Raw genomic sequence first — 24,116 nt, forward strand, 5'->3', positions numbered from 1 at the left:
CTTTATGCAGTGTCTCAATATTACAGATTGCTGGCGAGGTCTAACGGCTGAATTGAGCAGTAAGCGATCGCCTCTCAACTCAAAACAAAATCCCTTAATTTAATATTGTGCGCTCCAATGGTGTGTTATGCCTAGTTCCTTATAAATTATTTATCTTGACGATTGCCAATAACTTTTCAGAACTCATCTATAAAAATGGAAAACCTCCATATTTATTAATAATTTGGTCAATATCCATCATGGTTGCGATCGTTTCGTCCAAGATAGAAATAATATTTTGATAATGCGATAGGTCATCAAAGCTAAGTTCGCGGTTTTTGCGGTCTTTGAGCCATTTCTGACAGACTTGATAACCCCCGATATAAAAGTTCCAAATATGGGGCGGAATGTTGGCAAAATATTGCTCTGAGTTAATCCAGATTTGTTGTTGGGTTTCGTTGTATTTGACTTGTTCAACAAGGTTAGAACCTGCTACGGGATAACTGCTAATTTCAGTTCCCGTTGCTTTCATTAAATGGAGTTGTACTAATTTTTCGCCTTGGTTTGCAAGTTCCCAAAATAGTTTTTTATTGCTGGTGAGGGGGACTCGCGGAAAGTCAATTTTCAGAAATTCGGCATAACGTTGGCGGTATTCTGGCGAATGAAAAACAGCATAGATATAGTTAAAGATGTCTTCTGGTGCAAAGTTTTTGACTTGATCCCCTTTACCATCAGGGAGAAATTCTAAACCTAGTTTTTCGGAAAGTTCGTTAATAAATTCTGGTGCTAGGTTTGGGCGGCGACCATTTGGGGAGTTGGTTGGTTCGAGTTCAAATAGGGTTGGGGTGTTGGTTGGGTAAAGATAGAGAGGGAAAATATATGTTCTCTCACGGGTTTCGAGAGAGACAGCATTACCATCAGTGATATTTTCTGTTACAAAAATATGGCGAAAATTATTGTTAACTTGTCGATTAGTACATAAAGCAAGATTGTCATTTTGAAATAAATGATCCATTACTTCGCCACGAGGCATACTATGAAATCCTCTTGATCTGCCTGTATAATATGTATGTCTAATATCGAAAGGACGATATAAGACTTTTGCAATATGATCGCTATAAGCTCCAGAAGTTTTGATGTCTTTTTGTGCTAGTTCAACTGTCCAGTCACGTGTATCTTTATCCAGATCCAGTTGTAATTTAAGTTCTTGGATAGGAAAATCTTTGAATTGATTAAGTATATTTATTAAGTTTTGCTCATCAAAGTGAATAGTTATTCTATCTCTTGAAGTTGATATACCAACGCTATTAATCTTAAATATTTGAGTAATTTGATAATTATTAAAATATTCAGTCTGTAGATCAATATTTTGAGGACTAAGTAAATAAAAATCGGGTGTAGAATCTAATTTTTCCCACTCAGTCGAACTAATATCATTTTCCTCCAACCAATGATACTTACCACCAACTAACTGCTTATTCTCATAAACCTCTCTGCTTCCCCACAAATCAGCATGATAAACCTTAGCTAAATTCTGCTGACTGTTTTGATACTTGATAAAAATCCCGATCGCTACCCCTTGCTGAATATCAAAAACATTTTTATCAGGTAAACCATCGGGACAAACTTCTTTTTTCTTGCTATTGCCATGTAAATCTAAAACATAAATCTCATCAAAAGTTTGCATCAAATTTTGACGCATTCCCCTAAAAGTCGGATTATCTAAATAACCATGATTAGTAATAAACGCCACCACTCCATAACCAGTTTCCGCAATTCGATGTTGAGCAAAACGGATAAACTTTACATAATCATCTAGTAAACCTTTAGGATTTCTCTCACCAAGAGGCTTTCCATCAACTTGATAATAATCCTTTACCAAATTTACAATCCAAGGATCAGTATTGATCGACTCATAGGAATAAGGAGGATTGCCTAAAATCACCATCACAGGCGTATCCTGCTTAACCCCCTTCGCCGCTTCCGCTTCATCCCGAATGCGATTCAAAAAACCATCCGCCGCAGGAATTTGAAACGCCTCCTGCAAAGTATTTGTTAAATAAATTTTTAAACGCTCATCTGAACTAAAATCATAACCCAAAGCTTGAAGTTGTAACCCTAACTTCATGTGTGCCACGGTATAGGGAGCCATCAACAACTCAAACCCAAATAAACGCGGTAACAAATGCTGACTCACATAACTAGACCACATCCCCTTCTGATTTTTGAAACCCTCATAAATATGCTCAATTACACTGTGCATAAACGTCCCCGTCCCCACCGCCGGATCAAGGATTAACACCTGATGAGTTTCAATTTTTCCCTCATCCTTCGGATTATTAACGTGAATCTTTTTAGAATCTGCTAAACCTTTTTTAATTCCAAACTTCTCCTTGAGAATATAATCCACACTCCGCACAATATAGGAAACCACAGGCTCAGGGGTATAGTAAACTCCCCGTGACTCCCGCATTTTGGGGTCATATTCCGCTAAGAAAGTCTCATAAAAATGCACCACCGGATCTTCCCGGCGGCTACGCTTACCAAAATCACTCAAAATGCCCGACATATCCGTTTGCTGTAAAATACTCGCTAAAGTATCCACCGCCCAAGTGATGCGATCATCTAGTTCTGAACCTGCAATCTGATTAAAAATACCGCGTAAAAATGGATTTGTTTTGGGTAAGCGAAACCCCGCCGTCTCCCTTGAAAATGTACTGACTTGATCCGTATTGCAACGCGCCGCAAATAACCCATAGCAAATCGTTTGAGCATACATATCCGCAAACTGCTCACCCGTCAAATCTCGAATTAATACCCTTTGAAAAGATTCTAATTGCTGCCGCAACATCCCACCGCGATCGCTATCTTTTAGCGCTGTATTAATCGCATCCCGAATTAACTGTGCCAAAGCCGCCATCTTTTTAGCTAAAGCTTTGGGTGTTGTCACCTGCACAACCTTAGTTAATAGAAATTGTCGCAAAAGCTGATCAACCTGTGCAATTCCATCAGGATCAGGCTTAATTTTCTTTTGCTTATCAAAAGTAGCTACAGCCGCCGATAGTCGTAACTCACCACCCACATACCACCGAAATTCTAAATGATCCGTTAAAATCAAGTTCCCCAAGGCATTGAAATAACGCTGCATTTGGTTTTTCTTTTCCAAACTCTTTAGCGAAATACCAATATCTTTAGCCTCAAGATGTCCAATTTCTAAAGCTCCCTGTCCAATCCAAAAATCTGGCGCACCACAAGCAATCCGCTTTGGCTCATTTACCGCCAAAATGTCATTACCAAAAGATTCCAGCAATTTTTTCAAAGCAGGACGATAGGTATGCTCTGTCCCATTACCCTTTTGATAAATCTGCGTAACATCTTGTAAATAGGCCTGAATTTGATGAGTCATGATAAATTTTCCACTATCAGACTATTTTAACAACAATCCCCCACCTCGAAATTTTTGGGCTTCTTTTTACCTCTTTTGTCCTGGGAGATAATTAATTTAAGGTTTTAATCGTTAAAACTTGGGGAGGTGTTGCATCCGGGGGATAACGAAAATCGACTCTAACAAAACGAGAAGATTGGGGGGGTAATTTTAATTTAACTAACGGGTCAACAATTTGTCCTCGACGATGCCATAAGTGCAGATATTTAACAATTGTTTTTCCTTGTTCATCTTCATATCTTAACCGCACCGTTCCTCGAAAAAACGGAAAATCTAAGGGCGGTTGTCTAAAAATTAATCCATTTTTCGATAAAGTTTCTTCTTTAAAAGGGGTTTCTAAAGTAATCGTTACCCTTTGAGTTTCATCCGTTGCATTCAATAACGGGATATGTAAATCATAATGTACGCCATAATTGCCATGAGATTCATAGGCAGTATCAGGATAACGTACAATTAACGGTGCGGCTTGCACTTGTTTCGTTCCTAATGTTCCCGCCCGGACGGTACTAATGGGAAAAGAAATCCCTTTTCCTTGATTAGGAATGGTTAGAGAATCTTTGCCCTCATCGACTAAATCTGCTTCCCAGGTTGCCCCTTTTTGAACTCCCGCCACCCGACTATAAATTAACTGACCTCCCGTTTGTTCTGGAGGAGTAGGTATTTTATCGCGGGGTTGTGCTAAAGTGCCATTATCAAGTAACTGTTGCCATTCTTCTAAAGTTGGCGCCCGTTCCTTGCCATCAGGGTGCATCTTCGCAAATTGGGCTAAACTAGCCATATAAATTGCAGCCGGGGCGGAATCATCGGTTTTGCCCCGAACCCTCAACCGCATAAACGTTGAACGCCCATTTACCGGACGGTCTAACCCCTTTACTGGGATGGGTAAATTCATTAACATTTGACTTTCACCAGGGCCAAGTTCTAAGGTTTCAGGAAATTCAGATTGGCGCTTTTCCCTTAAAACATCATCAACGGCCCGAATTCCTGGCCCGGAATAAATCTCACCTTTGGTATTATCACTGATAGTCGGTTTTTCTTTAAAAGGAGCATCTGGCTCCAATAAATAACTTGCGGCTGATAAGACTTCAACCGTAACAGGTTCAGCATCAGGATTATGAACGATTAACCCCAAATACAAGGTTTTTAAATCAGGAGGGGCCTGGGTAAAATGATGAGCAAAAACTTCAAACTCTCCCGTTAAAAGATATTCTAAATGGGCTTCAGGATGACTACGCCATCCCCCCGGAAAGGTTGAGAGTAAAATCCCTTCCTGTTTAATCCATTCTGGACTATTGCTATTAAACATTAACACCTCATCCAGGTTCCCTGGTAAGGGACGGACTTCGTTGTCAGCAATAATTTCGAGTGGCGGTAAGGCATTGGCAAAGGGCAACCGAGGCAAAACGGTGGGAAACCGTTCAACAATGACCATTTGGCGAAATAAAATTCCTCCGACCGCACCTCCCACCGCAGACAGGCCAACAATTAAAATAGAAATTACCCGACGTAAGATTTGATCTTTCATTTATGCTGAAAGGTTGGTCTGATTTTTTTTAAAGTGAGTGTTATGACTTTTTTCCCTAAATTTTCCACTGGCAGCGAAATTCGTCAAAAATTTCTCAACTTCTATGCCGAAAGAGGGCATAAAATTCTGCCGAGTGCGTCTTTAGTTCCTGAAGACCCGACGGTTTTGTTAACCATTGCCGGGATGCTACCCTTTAAACCGATATTTCTGGGACAGCGACAACCGGAATTTCCTCGTGCCACCACCTCCCAAAAATGTATCCGTACTAATGATATTGAAAATGTAGGCAGAACAGCCAGACACCACACATTTTTTGAAATGTTGGGTAATTTTAGCTTTGGAGATTATTTTAAAGAACAAGCGATCGCATGGGGATGGGAAATTTCAACCAAAGTGTTTGAGTTACCTCCAGAACGCTTAGTCGTGAGTGTATTCGAGGAAGATGACGAAGCTTTTGCCATCTGGCGCGACAAAATTGGGGTTCCTCCCCAACGCATTAAACGCATGGGAGAAGCGGATAACTTTTGGAAATCTGGCCCCACTGGCCCCTGTGGCCCCTGTTCAGAGATTTATTATGATTTTCATCCTGAACGCGGCGAGGAGAATATTGATTTAGAAGATGATACTCGGTTTATTGAGTTTTATAACTTGGTTTTCATGCAGTATAACCGAGATAATGATGGCAATTTAACCCCGTTACAGAATAAAAATATTGATACGGGAATGGGGTTAGAACGGATGGCACAAATTCTGCAACAGGTTCCCAATAATTACGAAACGGATCTGATTTTTCCGATTATTAAAACCGCCGCCGAAATTGCCAAAATCGATTATCACAAATCTGACGAGAAAACTAAAGTCTCCCTAAAAGTGATTGGGGATCATATTCGGGCAGTTGTACATTTAATTGCCGATGGCGTTACGGCTTCTAATATTGGACGGGGTTATATTTTACGGCGCTTAATTCGGCGGGTCGTTCGTCATGGTCGGTTAATTGGAATTAACGGAGAATTTACAACCCAAGTGGCTGAAACTGCCATTCAATTATCGGAAGCAGCTTATCCGAATGTGCGTCAACGGGAAAGTGCAATTAAGGGGGAATTACAAAGAGAAGAAACCCGGTTCTTGGAAACCTTAGAACGGGGTGAAAAACTGTTAGCGGAAATTATTGATAAAGCTAAGAGTGAAATTTCCGGTCAAGATGCTTTCGTGTTATATGACACCTACGGTTTCCCCTTAGAATTAACGCAAGAAGTTGCTGAAGAAAATGGGTTAACGGTGGATAGTGAAGGCTTTGAAACGGCAATGGAAGAACAGCGCCGCCGTTCTCAAGATGCCCATGAAACGATTGATTTGACCGTTCAAGGCAGTTTAGATCAACTCGCAGAACATATTCACTCAACGGAATTTTTAGGCTATACGTTGTTAGCTTCGGATGCTAAAGTTGAAGCAGTTTTAGTCAATGGAAAACCCATTGAGGAAGCAGAAGCGGGAACGGAAATTCAAGTAATTTTGAATAAAACGCCCTTCTATGCCGAGTCTGGGGGACAAATTGGCGATCGCGGTTATTTAAGTTATGGTGATACCGTGATTCGGGTTCATGATGTTAAAAAAGAATCCAATATTTTCATCCATTTTGGACGAATTGAACGGGGAAGAGTGACCCCAGGAATGACCTTAAATGCCCAAATTGATCGCGCTTGTCGTCGTCGTGCCCAAGCAAACCATACGGCAACCCATTTGTTACAATCAGCGTTAAAATTAATCGTCGATCCCTCCATTTCTCAAGCGGGTTCTTTAGTAGATTTTGAACGCTTACGGTTTGATTTTAATTGTCCGCGTGGGTTAACAACTGAAGAACTGCAACAAGTTGAAGATCAAGTCAATAGTTGGATCACGGAAGCTCATCCGGCCGTAATTGCAGAAATGGCATTAGAAGAAGCCAAAGCTAAAGGCGCTACCGCTATGTTTGGAGAAAAATATTCAGACGTGGTGCGGGTGGTAGATTATTCTGGGGTTTCGATGGAATTATGCGGGGGAACTCATGTGAGTAATACCGCAGAAATTGGGCTATTTAAGATTATTTCAGAAACGGGAATTGCATCAGGAATTCGACGTATTGAAGCCGTAGCCGGACAGTCGGTTTTAGAGTATTTGAAAGTTCGGGATACGGTGGTAAAAGATTTAGGCGATCGCTTTAAAGCCAAACCTGAAGAATTACCAGACCGCATTACTAATTTACAACAAGAGTTAAAAACCACTCAGAAACAATTAGAAGGAGTTAAAGCGGAATTAGCGATCGCCAAATCCGAACAATTATTAACAACGGCTGAAACCATTGGTGAGTTTAAATTAATTGTTGCAGAACTGAATGATGCAGATGCAGAATCATTAAAAACCGCCGCAGAACGTCTCCAACAAAAGTTAGGAGAAAGTGCGGTTGTGTTAGGTTCAGCAACAACGGATGGTAAAGTTAATTTTGTTGCAGCGTTCAGTAAAGCTGTTAATAATAAAGGCTTACAAGCGGGTAAATTCATTGGCGGTATTGCCAAAATTTGCGGCGGTGGCGGTGGCGGTCGTCCGAATTTAGCGCAAGCAGGAGGACGGGATGCGACGAAGTTAAAAGAAGCGTTAGAGAGCGCAAAAATGCAGTTAATTGATGGGTTGAAATAAGTTAACCTATGCCTTAACCCCTCCCCGATCAGCAGGGGGTTTTCAAAGTCAGGGGTAAAAAGGAAAATAAAAGTGATCTTTTTTTGATAAAATTAAAAAGAGATCACTTTTATTTGGTTTTAAAAAAATCATGTTAAACAGTATAATTGAACAGTAGTAAGGCAACAACTCAGGCAATAATTGAGAGCAAAAATGATTATTTAATTACGGCAAAAGGCAATCAATTTAAATTACACAAGCGAATAAAAATTTTAGCACAAATTGAAAAAACTTTAACAGTATATGAAGAAAAAGATGTCAGTCATGGACGAAATGTTAGCAGAAAAGTATCAGTATTTGATAGCCAGAATGTAAACCATAAAAATTATCCTCATCTTCAAAGTTTTATTGAGGTAGAAAGAACAGGTTTTCGGGGTGACAAAGAATATAATGAGACTTTATATCCCTCTTCTGTCACTCTCCGAGAGGTCGATCTCTAAAACCTTTATCAGTCAGCCAATACAAGCTATCCTATTACAAAAACGAAGTTTTTGTATTTGTTAGTAGAAATAAATCTTGCGATCGCAAAGCCTGCAAAAGCTCTAAAATCCAGAAATATCAAAAGTTTTCGGAGAGTGACAGAAGAGGGATATGAGGGCTGGTGGTGGAAATCACCAGAAAAAATCGGATTTTTGTTTCAAATGACCTTTCAGGTCGCGCTGGGATTCTCGTATTGAGCATCGGTCAAAAAGAGACAGGTAAAATATCTTACTGTTGAATCTTGATGCTGCTGGCTGTTGAGGTTCGTCGCCTTAAATTAAATCAAAATTGTCATCGCTTAACGTTAAGTTTTGACCCATATCTAACAGAGGAGTTGAAATTCCTTGTTGATCAATATAGTAAAGTAAACCACTTTCAGGATCATAAATTAGATTCGCATTACCTGCATCAGCAGCATTTCCAGAGAAGTTAGCAATGGTTTGGAATTCTCCGTTGGCTAATGCACCCGGTACACCTGGAGCAATGGCTGAAAACTCCGCAGCACTTAAGGCAATCACATCTTCTGAAGCGTTAAAATCAGTTAATGTATCTTTGCCAAGAGTATTAAAGTCTCCCTCATAGACAAAGGTATCTTTTCCTCCGCCACCGATTAGGAAATCATTTCCTGCCCCTCCAATTAAACTATCATTACCTTTATCACCAGAGAGACTATCGTTTCCTTCTCCTCCAACCAAGGTATCGTCACCTTGACCGCCATAGAGATAATCCTTGTCTAACCCACCATTGAGGGAGTCATCATCCTCACCGCCATAGAGGGTATCAATCCCTGATCCACCCTCAAGAATATCATCCCCTTTATCACCATAAAGCAGGTCATTATCCTTACCACCAACTATCGTATCGTCCTCCGCCCCACCATAAATGGTGTCATCTCCAGAACCCCCATCGAGGGCATCCTTTCCTTTTCCACCAAAGATGAGATCCTTGCCTTCACCCCCGAAAACCGTATCATCTCCTTCATCACCATAAATGATGTCATCTCCAGAACCACCGAAAATCAAATCATTTCCTTTTCCACCATAAATGGTGTCGTTCCCGTCACCACCCAAAAGGCTATCATCTCCTTGCAAACCTAGGATGAAGTCATCACCATCACCGCCATCAATGGCATCATTTTGATCACCGGCTTTGATGACATCATCCTTTGAACTTCCAGCCAATACATTAGGTTGGTCTAGTGACCCAACCATTACTAAACCTCCATTTTCACCTTCAGATACACTTATAGGTGTCGTTGGGCGGTTTTGAATTTGCTGGGCGAGATCAGTTAAAATTTGCTGGTTTGAGGTTATGTCTGGAAATGTAAGGTTTGACATAGTTTTAAATTCATTGAAACTGAGCTATCAACTGGAAATGTGATATATAGCAATCGCTACAATACTCTGAGCCTGGATTCAGTCCATTCCTATGTGCGGAACATTCTCGTTTGTACGCTGGATATGACTTATAAATTAGCCCTAGCTTCACATAAAAACGAAAATAATATTTTTTAAATGAGAGATAATTACAAAAGCTTTAGTAACTTAAAGCAAAAGGCTTAGTAAATTATAGCAGCTAATTCACCTTATATCTAAAGATAGATGTTTTTATAATTTTTGTCTACTAAAAAAATACGTTTTTTTCAGGACTATACTAAGGTAAAAAAATTTATATTCCATTTTGTCGTGTGAAATGGAGGCTACAATCGCTGTAATTACGATTTTCTCGTTATTGTTAAGGTAGAGTCAGCTTTTCCAAGGTGAATGTTATGGTTCAATTTTATTTAGGCTGTGCGGTTTGGTCGTATAAGAATTGGGTGGGGGAATTGTACCCAGTCGGAAGTCGTGTGACGGATTTTCTATCCCTGTATAGTCGTCGTTTTAATACAGTTGAAGGAAACACAACATTTTATGCAGTTCCAAATGCAGAAACGGTGACTCGTTGGGTACAACAAACACCCCCGAATTTTAAGTTTTGTTTAAAATTACCTAAGGATTTAACCCATCAAGGGTTACTGAAACTTGCCATTCCAGGTGCGTTAAGCTTTATTGAACAAATGCAGCTTTTAGGAACTCATTTAGGGCCGATTTTTGCTCAACTTCCTCCGAGCTATTCCCCTAATTTATTAGAAGATTTGCAAGAATTTATTCAGGCTTGGCCCCATCAAATTGTTCCGTTAGCAGTAGAAGTTCGTCATCCTGAATGGTTTGAAGAGAATAATTTTAATGAATTAAAACAGCTTTTAGAATCCTATAACGTGGGACGAGTGATTTTAGATTCCCGTCCTATTTATAGTAGTGATGATGACCCTCAACTGAATTCAGAACGCCCAAAACCTAACGTTCCCGTAGAATTTAGTATTACGTCTTCGTTTAGTTTAGTTCGGTTTATTTCTCATCCGCAATTATCGATTAATCAACCTTTTTTAGAAGACTGGATAACCCCGATTCATCACTGGTTAAATCAAGGAAAAGATGTCTATTTTTTTGTTCATTGTCCCCAAGAAGAGCGATCGCCCTCTACCGCTAAATATGTGCAACAATTGTTAGAACAGCATTCTGTGCCCATTTCTCCCCTTCCTTGGAATCAATTAGAACAAACACCGATACAATTAAGTTTATGGTAAACCCTGAGATGAGTTAGCGCAGTGGAGAACATGGTTGAACGTTAAAACCGGAATTATTATTAACTTCAATAGAACAAGAATAATTTAATTTTCCGCTTTGGTTTCCTTGGTTTCCAGAGATTTGATTCCCCTGACCGCCTAAACTGCCTTTAGCAATAATATTCCCTGAAACTTGATTATTAATAATTTTAACCTGGTTCATACTATAAGGTTGATTATTAGTATCTGCCATCACAAAAATATCAGAATCGATGATTTGATTGTTTTCAATCGTGGCATTATTGATGTCTTGAACCTTATAAAGTCCAATATAAGCATTGCCTTTGTTATTTTTTATTTTAACATTTTTAACCGTTGTTCCCCCACAACATTCTTGAATTAAAATCCCTTCTCCATCTACGCTTAAATAATTTGTTTCTCCGATTTGATGACGATAAACTTGATAATCATTTCCTTCAATTAAAACATTCCATCCTGACCAGTCAATTCCTCGATTTTCTAACGTTACTGCACCCGTCGCTTCTCGTGTTCCTGTGGGGTCTGTCCACCATTGTTTATTGGGTTCATCTTTAATTTCATTATCTTGAATCATTAACCCATCTCCAGCCGCATGAATAGCGACTCGCATGGTATGGTAAACCCAATTATCTCGAATCACAATTCCTTTGCGAAAAAGTCCAGGTTCAGTGGTGGGAGTTCCGGCTAATTGAAACCCATCTTTTTTTCCCCCTCGGTTAACCGAAATTCCATAATGGTTACTATAATTAAATGGAACTTTATTGCCTTCTTCATAGGTTATAACTTTCTTTTTATCTTTTGACTGTAAGCGATATCCGGGCTGTTCATAATTATCTGTAATTTTATCATTTATTCGGTTATTAGCAACTAACAGATTTTGATAGACCGTGAGTTCAATATTAGCAGCAAAGCGATGACTATAACGTTGCCAAGGGTTCTGAAATTCAAGGTTTGGAACTTTCGGATCGGGTTTAGCGACGTTATTACTGCGAATTCCAAATATAATAATATTACTACTTTTAGTATTATCTAAATCCCCAACAAAGTTAATCGCACCTCGATTAATATCTAGGTTAACGATGCCAATATTACTATCTTGATTTGGAGTTTGGGTCTGAATGCTTTTAAAGGCGGTTTCGTTGGGAGTTCCGTTTCCTGAAAGTTGGGGTTTATATTCAGGAAATATTAATTTTGCCGGAGGATTATAATCATTTAATTTTGCCGATTTAACATTAGGTGTTTCTCCGCGAATCACAACACTTGATTTAAGTTTAATGCTATCATCAAAAATATAGGTTCCTGATGGAAAATAAACAACCCCTCCGCCATTATTTGCTGCCGCATCTCTAGCATCATTGAACTGTTCTACTACTGTTGAACCGGTAAAATCTTTAATATTATAAACACAATTCCATTGAATTTTATTTGTCCAAGAATAGGAATTATTTCCATAAAAAGAGGCAATTGCATTATCTGTTTCTCCCCCACTAGGGCTTCCACAGGTAGACAAACTAGGGGAGGAAGATAATATTGAAGAATTATCTGACAATAATAGGGTTGTAAAGGCATAACCTACTACGGTTAATCCTATAAAAATGATCGTTCCTAAAAAGAAAATTATAAACCGTTTAACTCGTTGTTGTTTAAGCATAATTTGACTGAAGAAGACAATAAGATTACTGTTGAATTAATGCTTCTATCTCTTCAATAGAGGTTGGCAAATTTTTCGTTAAAATTTCTGTTCCTTTTTCCGTTACTAATATATCATCTTCGATTCTAATTCCTCGGACATCGGCAAATTGTTCTAACCGTTCCCAATTCACTTGTTTTTGATATTTTTCCCGATTTTCAGAGTTATTTAAAATAGCTGGAACTTGATAAAATCCGGGTTCTATGGTAACTAACATTCCGGGTTGTAAGGGTCGATTTAACCGCAAAAAGCACCAGCCAAACCGTTGACTTCTGACCCGTCCGGGTTCATATCCGGCTAAATCTCCTAAATCTTCCATGTCATGAACATCTAACCCTAGTAAATGCCCAATTCCATGGGGAAAAAATAAGGCGTGAGCATCCTGTTCTACTAAGTCTTCTGGACTTCCATTTAATATTCCTAATTCTACTAATCCTTCGGCGATAACCGTTGCTGCCATGCGATGAATATCTTCATATTCTATCCCCGGTCTAATAGAATCAATACAAATATCATGAGCCTTTAAAACTACTTGATAAATATCTCGTTGAGTTGAAGAAAAGGTTCCAGAAACAGGCCAAGTTCTGGTAATATCAGCAGCCCATCCCATCTCGGTTTCTGCTCCCACATCAGCTAATAATAAATCTCCAGTTTTGAGAGGATGATGATAGTGATTATTGTGTAAAACTTCTCCCTGTACCGTCACAATACTATTATAAGAACAGGTCATATTATGACTGATAATTACTCCTTCCATTGCTGCCCGAATTTGTGCTTCTAATTGAGCAGTTTTTGTTGCTTTAATTCCTGCTTTATGGGCTTCTACACTGACTTCTGCGGCTTGGCGTAATTCGTTTAATGCGACTTCATCATGGATTAAACGTAACGTAATAATCGCGTTTGTTAATTCTAAATCTATTCCTTTTGGTTCACTTGCGGATACAAGAGGACAGTTTAAAAGTTGACGTTGTTCTGAGGCAGTAATGGGATCTTGCACCACAATTGTAGCAGCATCTTGAAGATAATTGGATAACTCTTTTAAGGAATAATGAGCATCCGCACCGATGAATTCTGCAATTTGATTCCGTTGAGGCATTTCTCCATGCCAAAGGGTACTACCTTCTGGAGGATCATCCATAAATAATTCTAAGCGACCTTGATCTAAACGAATAGCTGCATTTTCTAAGGGAAATCCCGCAAAATATAAAAAATGACTACTCGCACGAAACGAATAAATATTAGCGGGAAAATTTCGAGAAACTGCACAACCTGACCACAAAAGTGCTGGAAAATCTATTAAATAACTGAGTTTTTTGCGCCGTTGACGGAGGGTATCAATCAGTAATGGTGAAGGAGTGAATAACATAATTAAATTAAGATCAAAATCATTTGAGTTTATTTTAATCTAAAATTCTAGAGAAGTGTGAAATTAATCTCAAGGAAAAAATTGATTCAGTGAGATGGTAAAACCCTGTGCTCCATTTTCAGATGAAATCAGTTTAAAATAAAATTGGTCTTTCTCTCTACCCTAAACTTGAAACTAGCAGAATTCAAACTATGACATCTTTTAAACCAAACGCCCATAACCTCATTCAAGCTGTTGATTGGCCGATTTCTCAACTTCCGGGCTTGAATTCGGATAATCAAACCCGATTAAACAATTATGGCATTAAAACCACCTGTCAACTGTTAAAAAAAGGCAAAACCCCAGCAGATAAAATGCTTTTGGCGAATTTTCTTCAGATTAATATTAGAGATGTAAACAAGTGGATTGCAATGGCGGACTTAGCTAGAATTCCGAGTGTTGGGTGTCAATATTGTGGACTATTGCTTCATTCTGGTGTCAGTTCAGTTAGCCATTTAGCCAAGTTACCCGTTCACCGTTTACATCAACAAATCTTACGTTTTTATGTCGCTAATTTACAGCGAAGAGATTTATGTCCGTCTGTTGATCAAATTCAACAATGGGTGCAACAAGCCAAATTTTTATAGCGTTTTTCAGTCTTTTGCTAATACTCCATTCAGAAAAATATCGGCTAATCCTTCTGCCATTTCTTTCATCGCTTGGGGAGAGGCATTAGGTTCTAGGAAGGTACTATAACTAAACCCAGCAACAGCAAACATTCCTAAAAAAACTTGAGCTACTATTCTAGGATTCATGGGTCGATAAACCCCTTTTTGCATTGCTGTTTCAAAAAACGCTTCAGTTACAGTAGTCATTTTAGCAATAATTTCTGATTGAATGCGATCGCGTAATTCGGGATGAAATTGAGCTTCTAAAAAGCAAATTCGCATCATATCAGCATTTTCATGTAGGTTTATGATTCGTCGATGCAACAGTTGTGCTATGGCTTTATAGTTTCCCATTGCACTTAATTCTGTTAACAAATCGGTTAAAATTTCGACCCATCCTTCGGTAACAATGGCGATTAAAATAGCTTTTTTATTGGCAAAATGTCGAAATAATGTCCCTTCGGCAACCCCTGCGGCGATGGCTAAATCACGAGTCGTGGTACTATCATACCCCTGATGGGCAAATAGCCGTCGTGCAGCCTGTAAAATCTGCGTTTCTAATGGCGATGATATGGAATGATTTAGATGTGGCATAACCTTCTGATCATACGCGGCTGTAGTCTTAGCCTATCATCCGTTTGCAAAGACCGACCTTGAACGATATAACTCTTCATAGTTTGACTTCATACTCAGGTTATAATCCGATATGATCAGGCTTTAAGATAGATTCGGCAATCATTGCTTCTGCCCTTCTTGTCAAATTACATCGATAAAAATCTATGTCTTTGGGTTATTTTTTCACCGGGAAACCAAGAACAAAGAAATGCTCCTTTCTAGGACAACGTTTGTTTTCTCTGGTTTTAAGCATTTGTTTATTTTGGGTGATGGGATTTCAAACGGTTTGGGCTGATGAAATTTCACCCTCAACCCATTCCATTCAACCTTATTTAAAACGAGTTGCCCGAGAAATTACTGAATTTACTCTCGATAATGGCATGAGATTTATCGTTTTAGAACGTCATCGTGCACCTGTGGTTTCTTTTTTAATTTATGCTGATGTTGGCGGCGTTAATGAACCTGATGGACAAACAGGAGTCGCCCATTATTTAGAGCATTTAGCATTTAAAGGGACTCAAAAAATTGGTACAACTAACTATGAGGCGGAAAAACCGCTATTTGAAAAGCAGGATCAAATTTTTGAACAAATTAAACAAGCCAAGGCAGAAGGAAACACTGCAAAACTTAAGCAATTAATGGATGAGTTAGAAACATTAAGTGCAGAAGCAGATCAATATGTAAAACAAAATGAGTTTGGCAGAATTGTAGAACAAGCGGGGGGAGTAGGCATGAATGCAGCAACTTCCGCCGATGCAACGTTTTATTTTTATAGCCTTCCTGCTAACAAGTTAGAACTGTGGATGTCTTTAGAATCAGAACGATTTTTAGAACCTGTTTTCAGAGAATTTTATAAAGAAAAACAAGTGATTTTAGAAGAACGTCGTTTGCGAACCGAAAATTCTCCGGTCGGTCAAATGATTGAAGAATTTTCAGCTACCGCTTTTAAAGTTCATCCCTACCGTCGCCCTGTTATTGGATATGTGGAAGACTTAGAAAATTTAACCCGTGAAAATGTTAAAGATTTCTTTGAAACCCACTATGTTCCCAATAATTTAACAGCCGTTATTGTAGGAGATGTTAATCCTGATGATGTCAAAAATTTCGCTGAAATTTATTTTGGTCGTTACAGTGCCAAACCCAAACCTCCTCAATTGAATATTGTCGAACCGCCTCAAACGGAAGCGCGTGAAATTACGTTAAAATTAAAAACTCAACCTTGGTATTTTGAAGGATACCCAATTCCAGCCTTAAATCATCCTGATTCTGTGATTTATGATCTAATTTCTAGTCTCCTCAGTGATGGTCGAACTTCTCGTTTGTATAAATCCTTAGTGGAAGAACAAAAAATTGCCTTAGCTGCCCAGGGATCAAATGGATATCCGGGGAATAAATATCCTAATTTAATGTTCTTTTACGCGATGCCAGCACCGGGTCATACCGTTGATGAAGTGGCGACAGCATTACGTCAAGAAATTGAACGTTTCAAAACCGAATTAGTATCTGAAACTGAATTAGAACGGGTTAAAACTCAAGCTAAAGCGGGTTTATTGAGATCCTTAGATTCTAATATGGGTATGGCATTTGCCTTAGCTGAGTATGAGGTTAAAACAGGATCTTGGGTCAATTTATTTGAAGAGTTAGAAAAAATTGATGCCATTACTGCCCAGGATATTCAGCGAGTAGCCCAAACTATGTTTCGTCCTGAAAATCGTACCATTGGACGGTTATTATCGGACGAATAAGAGGTAAAATTCAGAGTTTTATTGGTTTTTTTTCAGTCTCATTCAACTTTTGATTAACTATGTTGACTTTCAATATTTTCAGCACGAAAAAATCTAAATTATTGTGGGCAGGATTACTATTGCTCACAATGGTTGTTACTATTTTTTGGCATATTCCTGCCATTGCAGCCACACCCAAACATTACACCGATTTAACGTTTCCCCCCTTACCTGAACTTCAACTTCCCGACTATGAGCGCTATCAATTAGATAATGGAATTACGGTTTATTTAATCGAAGATCATGAACTTCCTTTAGTCGGAGGAACCGCTTTATTTCGGACTGGAGATCGATTTGAGCCGGCGGATAAAGTGGGTTTAGCCAGTATAACCGCAGAGGTGATGCGAAATGGTGGAACCTCTCAACATCCCGGCGATCAATTCAATCAAATCTTAGAAGACAAAGCCGCTTATATCGAAGCTGGAATTCATACAACATCCGGTCGCATTAGCTTTGGAGGATTGAGCGAAGATTTACCAACTGTGTTTGGATTATTGGCGGATTTAATTCGCAATCCTACCTTTCCCCAAGATAAATTAGAGTTAGCAAAAACTCAAGCAAAAGGTGGGATTGCTCGTCGGAATGATGAACCTGAAGAAATTGCGGGCAGAGAGTTAGTTAAACTCATTTATGGTGCAGATAGTCCCTATGCAAGAACTACAGAATATTCCACATTAAACAAAATCAACCGTGAGGATTTAGTTAATTTTTATCAACAATATTTTCATCCTGAAACGATGATTTTGGGAGTTGTTGGGGATTTTGATCGGCAAAAAATGAAAGCATTAATTGCTGAAAAATTAGGAGATTGGAAACCGTCTCAAAAAGCTGTGATTCCTCCCCTTCCTTCTGTTTCTCAAGTTAATACGGGGGGAGTTTTCTTTGTTGATCAACCTCAACTGACTCAAAGTTATGTGGAAATGGGGCATTTAGGGGGGTTATTAAATGATCCGAATTATCCCGAATTAAGCGTTATGAATAATGTAATTGATGGGTTTGGTGGACGTTTATTTAATAATGTGCGCTCGCGCCAAGGATTAGCTTATTCTGTTTATGGATCTTGGGGTGTAAGTTATGATTATCCAGGGATTTTTAACGCAGGTGGACAAACTCGTTCAGAAACAACAGTTCCTTTTATTCAAGGAGTAAAAGCTGAACTGGAACGCTTACAAAAAGAACCCATTAAGCCGGAAGAATTAACGTTTGCGAAAGAATCAACATTGAATTCTTTTATTTTCAATTTTGAAGATCCCGGTCAAACCTTGTCGCGTTTAATGCAATATGAATATTATGGCTATCCCAAGGATTTTATCTTTGATTATCAACGTCAAGTGGAAGCAACAACGATTGAAGATGTTCAACGAGTTGCTCAACAATATCTCAAACCCGAAAATTTAGTGATTTTAATTGTAGGAAATGAAAAGATGATTAATCCACCCTTAAGCAGTTTAGATCAAAAATCAAAGGTTACGACTATTGATGTGACAATTCCTGGGAGTTAATATCAGGGTGGGTTTTACCCACCTTATTCTCCTATAGGTTAAAACCCGAACTTTCTTTCATCTAAAATTCCTTTTCTTAATAGAAGGAAGGGATCTGTCCAATCTTCAATAACTAAACCAGAAATTAAGGAAAAATCTTTTCATCATAATTATCAGGATCATAATTATCGCTATCATCATCACATCGTTCAATTATAAGACTTTTAGCAATTTCAGCAAAGTCACAATCATCCTGAAAAACACCCGCAAATTTCAACCAAGGGTTTTCCGATTGTTGAGTAGATACTTCTTCTATTTCAAAAGGAATAATTTCTAGCTTATCATAATAAGTATACAACAAGGTTTTTAAATTTTCTAGGGCTTCTTCCTGCGTTGAAGTTTCAACCTGCAAGTTAGGAAGTTCTATAAAAGATGCACGTATTTGCGTTGCATTTGAACGATCAAGCAAAATATTAAATTTTACAGGAAGCGACTGAGATAATTTTAGAGACGGAAGATTAAGAGTCATGGCATTGCTAGTGATGATTTTTTAATTGAATCATAGCATTTTTTTGCCTTTTTAACGAACTTAAAATTATTAGAGGGAATGAAACTCAGGGTTTTCCTAATTCCATCCCCTCTAATAATCCTGTTTTTTAGATGTCTAAATCCGTCAAATTCAAGCGGGGAGCATGGGTTTCAATAAACTCCCGACGAGGAGCAACGCGATCGCCCATTAACACGGTAAAAATCCGATCTGCTTCCGCCGCATCTTCAATTTCAACTTGTTTAATCATGCGAGTATCGGGGTTCATGGTGGTTGTCCAAAGTTGTTCTGGCATCATTTCTCCTAACCCTTTAAACCGTTGAATATTGTAGTTCGCATTGGCGGGTAAACTTCCCAAATACTCCTGCAATTCTCGCTCATTGTAGCAGTATTGATGGTTGCGTCCCCGTTCCACTTTATACAACGGAGGACAGGCAATATAAATATAGCCTTGATCGACTAATTCCCGTTGATAACGATAGAAAAAGGTGAGCAATAAAGTACGGATATGGGCTCCATCAACGTCCGCGTCAGTCATAATGATGACTTTATGATACCGCAATTGAGAGGAATCAAATTCTTCTCCTTTAATGCCTAATCCCAAGGCAGTAATTAAAGATTGAATTTCATTGTTTTTGTAGATTTTGGCATCATCGGTTTTCTCAATATTGAGGATTTTTCCGCGTAAAGGAAGAATGGCTTGAGTACGGCGATCGCGTCCTTGTTTGGCACTATTATGTACAAAGATACCCGCCGATAACGCAAAGTTATGGCTATGGGGAACTTCGATATCATAAACATCATGCCGTTCTTCTAGCCATTCAATGGAAACAACCCGATGGTTATAGTTCCGAATTGCCATGCGAGTTGCAACTTCATTTCCATCAAAATAGCGATCGCAAAACGTTTTAAAGGTCAATATACTGTTATCCGTTTGCTGTTCTTGCTCACTTTTACTGTCTTCAAGATCAGAATAAAGTTTGTATAGAGTCGCAATGGTTTGAGTATAATCGCTTTCATTCGTTTGTTTCCATTGCCATTCTAAACGCTCTTGATCTGCCTGTTGTTTTAATTGATAAGCCTCTGTTAATAAATGAGTATCAATCCATTGATCAGAACCTGGATTCCATACCAGTTCCTCATCCTTGAATTCCCCCTCTATTTCTTTCTGAGAAATTTTTCGATGAAATGGCATCAAGGAATCATCAGGGGTTAATTCTGCTGCGGCTTTATAACTACCATCCCTTAACATAAAGGGGTGATCAGGAGTACAAATCAGGGTTTCTCCATTATCTAAAGTTAATTTCACGACTTGGGCATCTTTTTTGGTCAGTCGTGCATTAATAATGCGTTCAATGGCAATATTGCCACTTTGATTAATGGTGTAGCAAAAATGCTCTTTCCCCTCAGCTTGTTCATCAACAATTTCTTTAATTGTCTTTTTAGAACCATCAGCCAGCGATATATAAGTACAATCCAAAAAACAACCGCCCGCACTATCGCCTTCAACTAAGAAAATCTCGGATTCTTGGGGATCACGGGTGCTGCAATCGGCTAATTTACCAGGTAAAGGAGAAGATTCTAAGACCGATTTTCGACGCACTAAATCCCGTGCTCGTCGAGCGGCTTCTGCGGCTTTAAACGCTTGGATGGCTTTTTCAATCACCGCATCGGCAATTCCTGGATTAAATTCCAAATACTCGGTTAACGCTTCCCCGACCAAGGAGTCAACAATTCCCCGAACTTCTGGATTTCCTAATCGGGTTTTAGTTTGTCCTTCAAATTCAGGATCGGGAACTTTCGCGGAAATGACGGCCGTTAACCCTTCTCTAATATTTTCCCCGCCTAAATTAGCTTCTCCTTCTTTGAGTTTATTCCGTTTACGAGCGATTGTATTTAAAGTTCGAGTTAGAACAGTTTTTAACCCTTCTAAATGGGTGCCTCCATCAATGGTTCTAATATTATTAGCAAAGCCTAAAATTGTATCACTATAGGCATCGGTACACCACTGCAAAGCGACTTCAATTTGAACATTATTCCGTTCTCCAGAAATATAAATAATATCTTCATGGAGGGGTTGTTTATCGTTGTTCATGTAGGCGATATACTCCCTAATCCCGCCTTCATAACAGTAGGTTTCTATCCGAGGAGTTTCCCGTTTTAACAGTTCTAAACGATGATCGCTGAGAGTGACTTTAACTCCCGCGTTTAAGTAGGCAAGTTCTCGTAAACGCGAAGCAATTGTATCACAATCAAACTCAATTCCAGTCGTAAAAATTAAGGAATCGGGGAAAAAGCGCAAAGAGGTTCCCGTTCTGTTTTCTTTGATGGGTTTTGAGGTGAGTTCCGTCACCGGAGTTCCCCGTTCAAAGCGTTGGCGATATTCTTTTTTATCCCGAAAAACCGTAACTTCTACCCATTCCGATAAGGCGTTAACTACAGAAACCCCCACACCATGCAAACCCCCAGAAACTTTATAGCCACCACCGCCAAATTTTCCTCCAGCGTGCAGAACGGTTAACACGGTTTCTAAAGCAGACTTTCCGGTTTTAGAATGGGTATCAACGGGGATACCTCGACCATCATCGGTGACGGTGACAGAACCATCGGCGTTGAAATCAATTTCGATGTGGGTGCAATAGCCAGCCAGCGCTTCATCGATCGCGTTGTCTACAACCTCGTATACTAAATGGTGGAGTCCTCGCGGCCCGGTGGAACCAATGTACATTCCAGGGCGTTTGCGAACGGCTTCCAAACCTTCAAGAACTTGAATTTGGTCGGCGCTGTAATTGCTGGTCATTTGATCACGACTCCAGTATTGATAAAGTAAAAACGTCTCTTATGGCGTTCTTACAGTAAAATGACAAAACTTTCAAAAATTGTAGCACAAATAGGTTGGAGAGGATTGTAGAGCATTCTCAAAAGAAATTTGGACAGGGTATGTACCCAATAGACTCAGTTCGGAGTGAGGCGTTGAATAGGAGGAGAGTTGACTATTTCTACAATATCACAGCCACCCCGGTTAATTGTAATCTGCGGTGCGACGGCGACGGGGAAATCAGGATTAGCAATTCAGTTGGCGGAACGCTTGGGGTCTGTGATTTTGAGCGCGGATTCTCGGTTGGTGTATCGAGAGTTTGATATTGGTACGGCTAAACCGACGCGGGAAGAACGTCAGCGTGTTCCCCATTATTTGATTGATATTTGTGAACCGACGGAGACTTTAACTGTAGCAGATTATCAAGATCAAGCTCAACATTTGATTGCAAAGGCTCCTGAATCTCCACCTTTATTGTTAGTTGGAGGTACAGGATTATATCTTAAATCTATTGTGCGGGGAATGAAAATTCCGAGGGTTGCACCTCAGCTTGAATTGCGATCGCAACTTGAAGCATTAGGTCAATTTCAATGTTATCAAATCTTACAGCAAATTGATCCGATGGCAGCGCAAAAAATTCACGCTAATGATCAAGTTAGAACTTTACGAGCTTTAGAGGTTTATTATATTACAGGTCGCCCCATTTCTGAACAAAAAGGGGAAAATCCCCCCGATTATCCGATTTTTCAAATAGGTTTACAATGTGAATCGGACGCATTAAATTCTCGAATTCAAAGGCGAACGGAAGAGATGATTGAAAAAGGATTTGTGCAAGAAGTTGAACAGTTATGTCAGAAATATGGGAGTGAGTTATCTTTGTTAGAAACTTTGGGATATCAGGAAATTAAACAATATTTAGCGGGTGATATTTCTTTAGAAACCGCCAAGGAATTAACGGTATTGCATACGCGACAATTTGCCAAACGACAAAGAACTTGGTTTCGAGCAATTTCTGAAATTCAATGGTTTGATGCAGAGAGTCCTAACCTATTAGATGAGGTTTTCTACTTTATAAATTCAAGAAAGTCCCACTAGCATTAGTGAGACTTCATTCAATCATTAAGAATGGGGATTAGATTTAAGTTGGAACTGAGGATTTAAACCCTGATTAACATTCCCATTCGATAACCCATGATTGGATTCAATAGAATAGCCCCGTTGTTGTAATTCATCTTGAATTTGAAGGAGTTCTAATTTGAATTTTTCATTAATGGCTTTTATCTGCTGTTTAATGGCATTTTCCCAAGCTTCTCGATTGATTAAACCCATAGCAGGTTGACTTAACTCCCGTTCCTTTTCATGAATCGTTTGTTGCCATTCTTTTAAGACTTTATGATATTCATGCTTCAGTTGTTCAATCCAAAGTTGATTTTCCTTTTTGTCTTTTTGCTCTGGCGTTGCTTGGGGATAGTTTAACAAATATCGGGTTAATCCATCCAGTACCCAAAATTTTCGGCTTGCGTCTTTAATAGTATTAAGGTTTTCACTTTTACGGTGTTGAAAATAGAGGTCAAACTTTTGAGCAATTTGGCGTTTACATTGAGGATAATCAACGATTTTACCTTTATAAAAGGCTGTAATAATTGTTAACGCAATACCCAATAACGGCACAACGTAGGTAATCCAATCTCCATCTTCCCCTTGAAATCTCACATAGAAAAGAGTTGCTGCGTATTCAATTATTAAAAGAGTGAGAGCTAACGCCACAAACAACTTTGTTGTTTGATGAAGATAGTCTTTTAATACCGCATTAAATACCTCTTGTTCTGCTTCAGCCCGAATGGCAATCAGTTGATTTCCAGTAATTTGTGCCTTTTTGTGTTTGAGATTAATTTGTGTTTGATCATTCTGGATGTCTCGTTGGATGCTAGAAATAGCCACCCAATAACTAATCGCCCATTCAGTGAAATAAACTAAGGGAAAACTGATTAATAGAGCAGAAACTAATCGCCATTCCCCAGGAAAGCCTGCTAAGGCTGCATAGGGGGCACGGCTATTCATTAAAGCAGCCAAAGTCACAGCAAAAAGTACAAAAAATTTATGCCAATTCATGGTTTCATTCCTCAAACTACTAGAACTTGAAGGGTAGGGAAAGTGTGTTTAAAAACAATTTCCCATGCTGGTTTACGGTTTAAAAGATGAAGGGGAATTATCTTGATATTTTCGTTTCATTTCTAGCGCATACTTTAAAGGGGCAAGAATGCTGATGTTTTGAGATAATGGAGAGTAAAGGGTATAAATTGTTGAGAGTTGATCAGGTAACAACTTCTCAGCCATTAACTCCTGTAAAATCACGTCTTCATCCCATTTAGAAATCATAATG

17 protein-coding genes are annotated in these 24,116 nt (G+C 39.0%); 7 read left to right on the forward strand and 10 right to left on the reverse strand.

What is annotated here, in order from left to right; all coding sequences use genetic code 11:
- Positions 1–187 precede the first annotated feature (187 nt).
- The gene (locus tag PL9214_RS23355) at positions 188–3,385 is read right to left on the reverse strand and encodes a type ISP restriction/modification enzyme (protein WP_072721406.1); all 3,198 of its coding nucleotides are present in this window, start codon (positions 3,383–3,385) and stop codon (positions 188–190) included.
- Between the two features lie 91 nt (positions 3,386–3,476).
- A complete protein-coding gene (locus PL9214_RS23360) occupies positions 3,477–4,949 on the reverse strand; it encodes a DUF3370 domain-containing protein (protein WP_072721408.1) in 1,473 nt (490 codons plus the stop codon).
- 42 nt (positions 4,950–4,991) lie between these two features.
- On the opposite strand from PL9214_RS23360, the gene alaS reads away from it, so the two are divergent.
- Positions 4,992–7,622: an alanine--tRNA ligase gene (gene alaS / locus PL9214_RS23365; RefSeq protein WP_072721412.1), complete on the forward strand. Its 2,631-nt coding sequence runs from the start codon at positions 4,992–4,994 to the stop codon at positions 7,620–7,622.
- Between the two features lie 146 nt (positions 7,623–7,768).
- Positions 7,769–8,101, forward strand: a complete 333-nt coding sequence (locus PL9214_RS23370) for a hypothetical protein (protein ID WP_072721414.1) — start codon at positions 7,769–7,771, stop codon at positions 8,099–8,101.
- 312 nt (positions 8,102–8,413) lie between these two features.
- Here the strand turns inward: PL9214_RS23370 and PL9214_RS23375 are convergent, their stop codons facing one another.
- Positions 8,414–9,478, reverse strand: coding sequence for a calcium-binding protein (locus PL9214_RS23375; protein WP_083580157.1), 1,065 nt, complete (start codon positions 9,476–9,478; stop codon positions 8,414–8,416).
- A 431-nt stretch (positions 9,479–9,909) separates the two neighbouring features.
- On the opposite strand from PL9214_RS23375, the gene PL9214_RS23380 reads away from it, so the two are divergent.
- The gene (locus PL9214_RS23380; RefSeq protein WP_072721417.1) at positions 9,910–10,767 is read left to right on the forward strand and encodes a DUF72 domain-containing protein; all 858 of its coding nucleotides are present in this window, start codon (positions 9,910–9,912) and stop codon (positions 10,765–10,767) included.
- Positions 10,768–10,780: 13 nt separating this feature from the next.
- Here PL9214_RS23380 and PL9214_RS23385 read toward each other — a convergent pair whose 3' ends face one another.
- Entirely contained in the window at positions 10,781–12,436 is a 1,656-nt protein-coding gene (locus PL9214_RS23385) for a glycosyl hydrolase family 28-related protein (protein ID WP_072721420.1), read from the reverse strand.
- A gap of 25 nt (positions 12,437–12,461) precedes the next feature.
- Positions 12,462–13,841, reverse strand: a complete 1,380-nt coding sequence (locus tag PL9214_RS23390) for an aminopeptidase P family protein (protein WP_072721423.1) — start codon at positions 13,839–13,841, stop codon at positions 12,462–12,464.
- A 191-nt stretch (positions 13,842–14,032) separates the two neighbouring features.
- On the opposite strand from PL9214_RS23390, the gene PL9214_RS23395 reads away from it, so the two are divergent.
- Positions 14,033–14,467 carry a DUF4332 domain-containing protein gene (locus tag PL9214_RS23395; RefSeq protein WP_072721426.1) on the forward strand — a complete coding sequence of 145 codons (435 nt, stop codon included), beginning with the start codon at positions 14,033–14,035 and terminating at the stop codon, positions 14,465–14,467.
- 6 nt (positions 14,468–14,473) lie between these two features.
- Here the strand turns inward: PL9214_RS23395 and PL9214_RS23400 are convergent, their stop codons facing one another.
- A complete protein-coding gene (locus tag PL9214_RS23400) occupies positions 14,474–15,082 on the reverse strand; it encodes a TetR/AcrR family transcriptional regulator (RefSeq protein ID WP_072721428.1) in 609 nt (202 codons plus the stop codon).
- A 185-nt stretch (positions 15,083–15,267) separates the two neighbouring features.
- Here PL9214_RS23400 and PL9214_RS23405 point away from each other — a divergent pair, with 185 nt between their 5' ends.
- Complete coding sequence (locus PL9214_RS23405) at positions 15,268–16,848, forward strand: M16 family metallopeptidase (protein WP_072721430.1); 1,581 nt, start codon at positions 15,268–15,270, stop codon at positions 16,846–16,848.
- A 128-nt stretch (positions 16,849–16,976) separates the two neighbouring features.
- Complete coding sequence (locus tag PL9214_RS23410) at positions 16,977–18,389, forward strand: M16 family metallopeptidase (RefSeq protein ID WP_083580201.1); 1,413 nt, start codon at positions 16,977–16,979, stop codon at positions 18,387–18,389.
- 124 nt (positions 18,390–18,513) lie between these two features.
- Here the strand turns inward: PL9214_RS23410 and PL9214_RS23415 are convergent, their stop codons facing one another.
- The gene (locus PL9214_RS23415; protein ID WP_072721434.1) at positions 18,514–18,897 is read right to left on the reverse strand and encodes a hypothetical protein; all 384 of its coding nucleotides are present in this window, start codon (positions 18,895–18,897) and stop codon (positions 18,514–18,516) included.
- A gap of 127 nt (positions 18,898–19,024) precedes the next feature.
- Positions 19,025–21,715 carry a DNA topoisomerase (ATP-hydrolyzing) subunit B gene (gene gyrB / locus PL9214_RS23420; RefSeq protein WP_072721437.1) on the reverse strand — a complete coding sequence of 897 codons (2,691 nt, stop codon included), beginning with the start codon at positions 21,713–21,715 and terminating at the stop codon, positions 19,025–19,027.
- A gap of 189 nt (positions 21,716–21,904) precedes the next feature.
- Here gyrB and miaA point away from each other — a divergent pair, with 189 nt between their 5' ends.
- Positions 21,905–22,828 carry a tRNA (adenosine(37)-N6)-dimethylallyltransferase MiaA gene (gene miaA / locus PL9214_RS23425; protein ID WP_245824345.1) on the forward strand — a complete coding sequence of 308 codons (924 nt, stop codon included), beginning with the start codon at positions 21,905–21,907 and terminating at the stop codon, positions 22,826–22,828.
- Positions 22,829–22,852: 24 nt separating this feature from the next.
- Here miaA and PL9214_RS23430 read toward each other — a convergent pair whose 3' ends face one another.
- Together PL9214_RS23430 and PL9214_RS23435 are read right to left on the reverse strand one after the other, a co-directional pair.
- The gene (locus PL9214_RS23430; RefSeq protein WP_072721439.1) at positions 22,853–23,845 is read right to left on the reverse strand and encodes a hypothetical protein; all 993 of its coding nucleotides are present in this window, start codon (positions 23,843–23,845) and stop codon (positions 22,853–22,855) included.
- Between the two features lie 72 nt (positions 23,846–23,917).
- Positions 23,918–24,112: a hypothetical protein gene (locus PL9214_RS23435; protein ID WP_072721441.1), complete on the reverse strand. Its 195-nt coding sequence runs from the start codon at positions 24,110–24,112 to the stop codon at positions 23,918–23,920.
- Positions 24,113–24,116: the final 4 nt, after the last annotated feature.

This window comes from Planktothrix tepida PCC 9214 (genome assembly GCF_900009145.1).
GTDB classification, from domain to species: Bacteria; Cyanobacteriota; Cyanobacteriia; order Cyanobacteriales; family Microcoleaceae; genus Planktothrix; species Planktothrix tepida.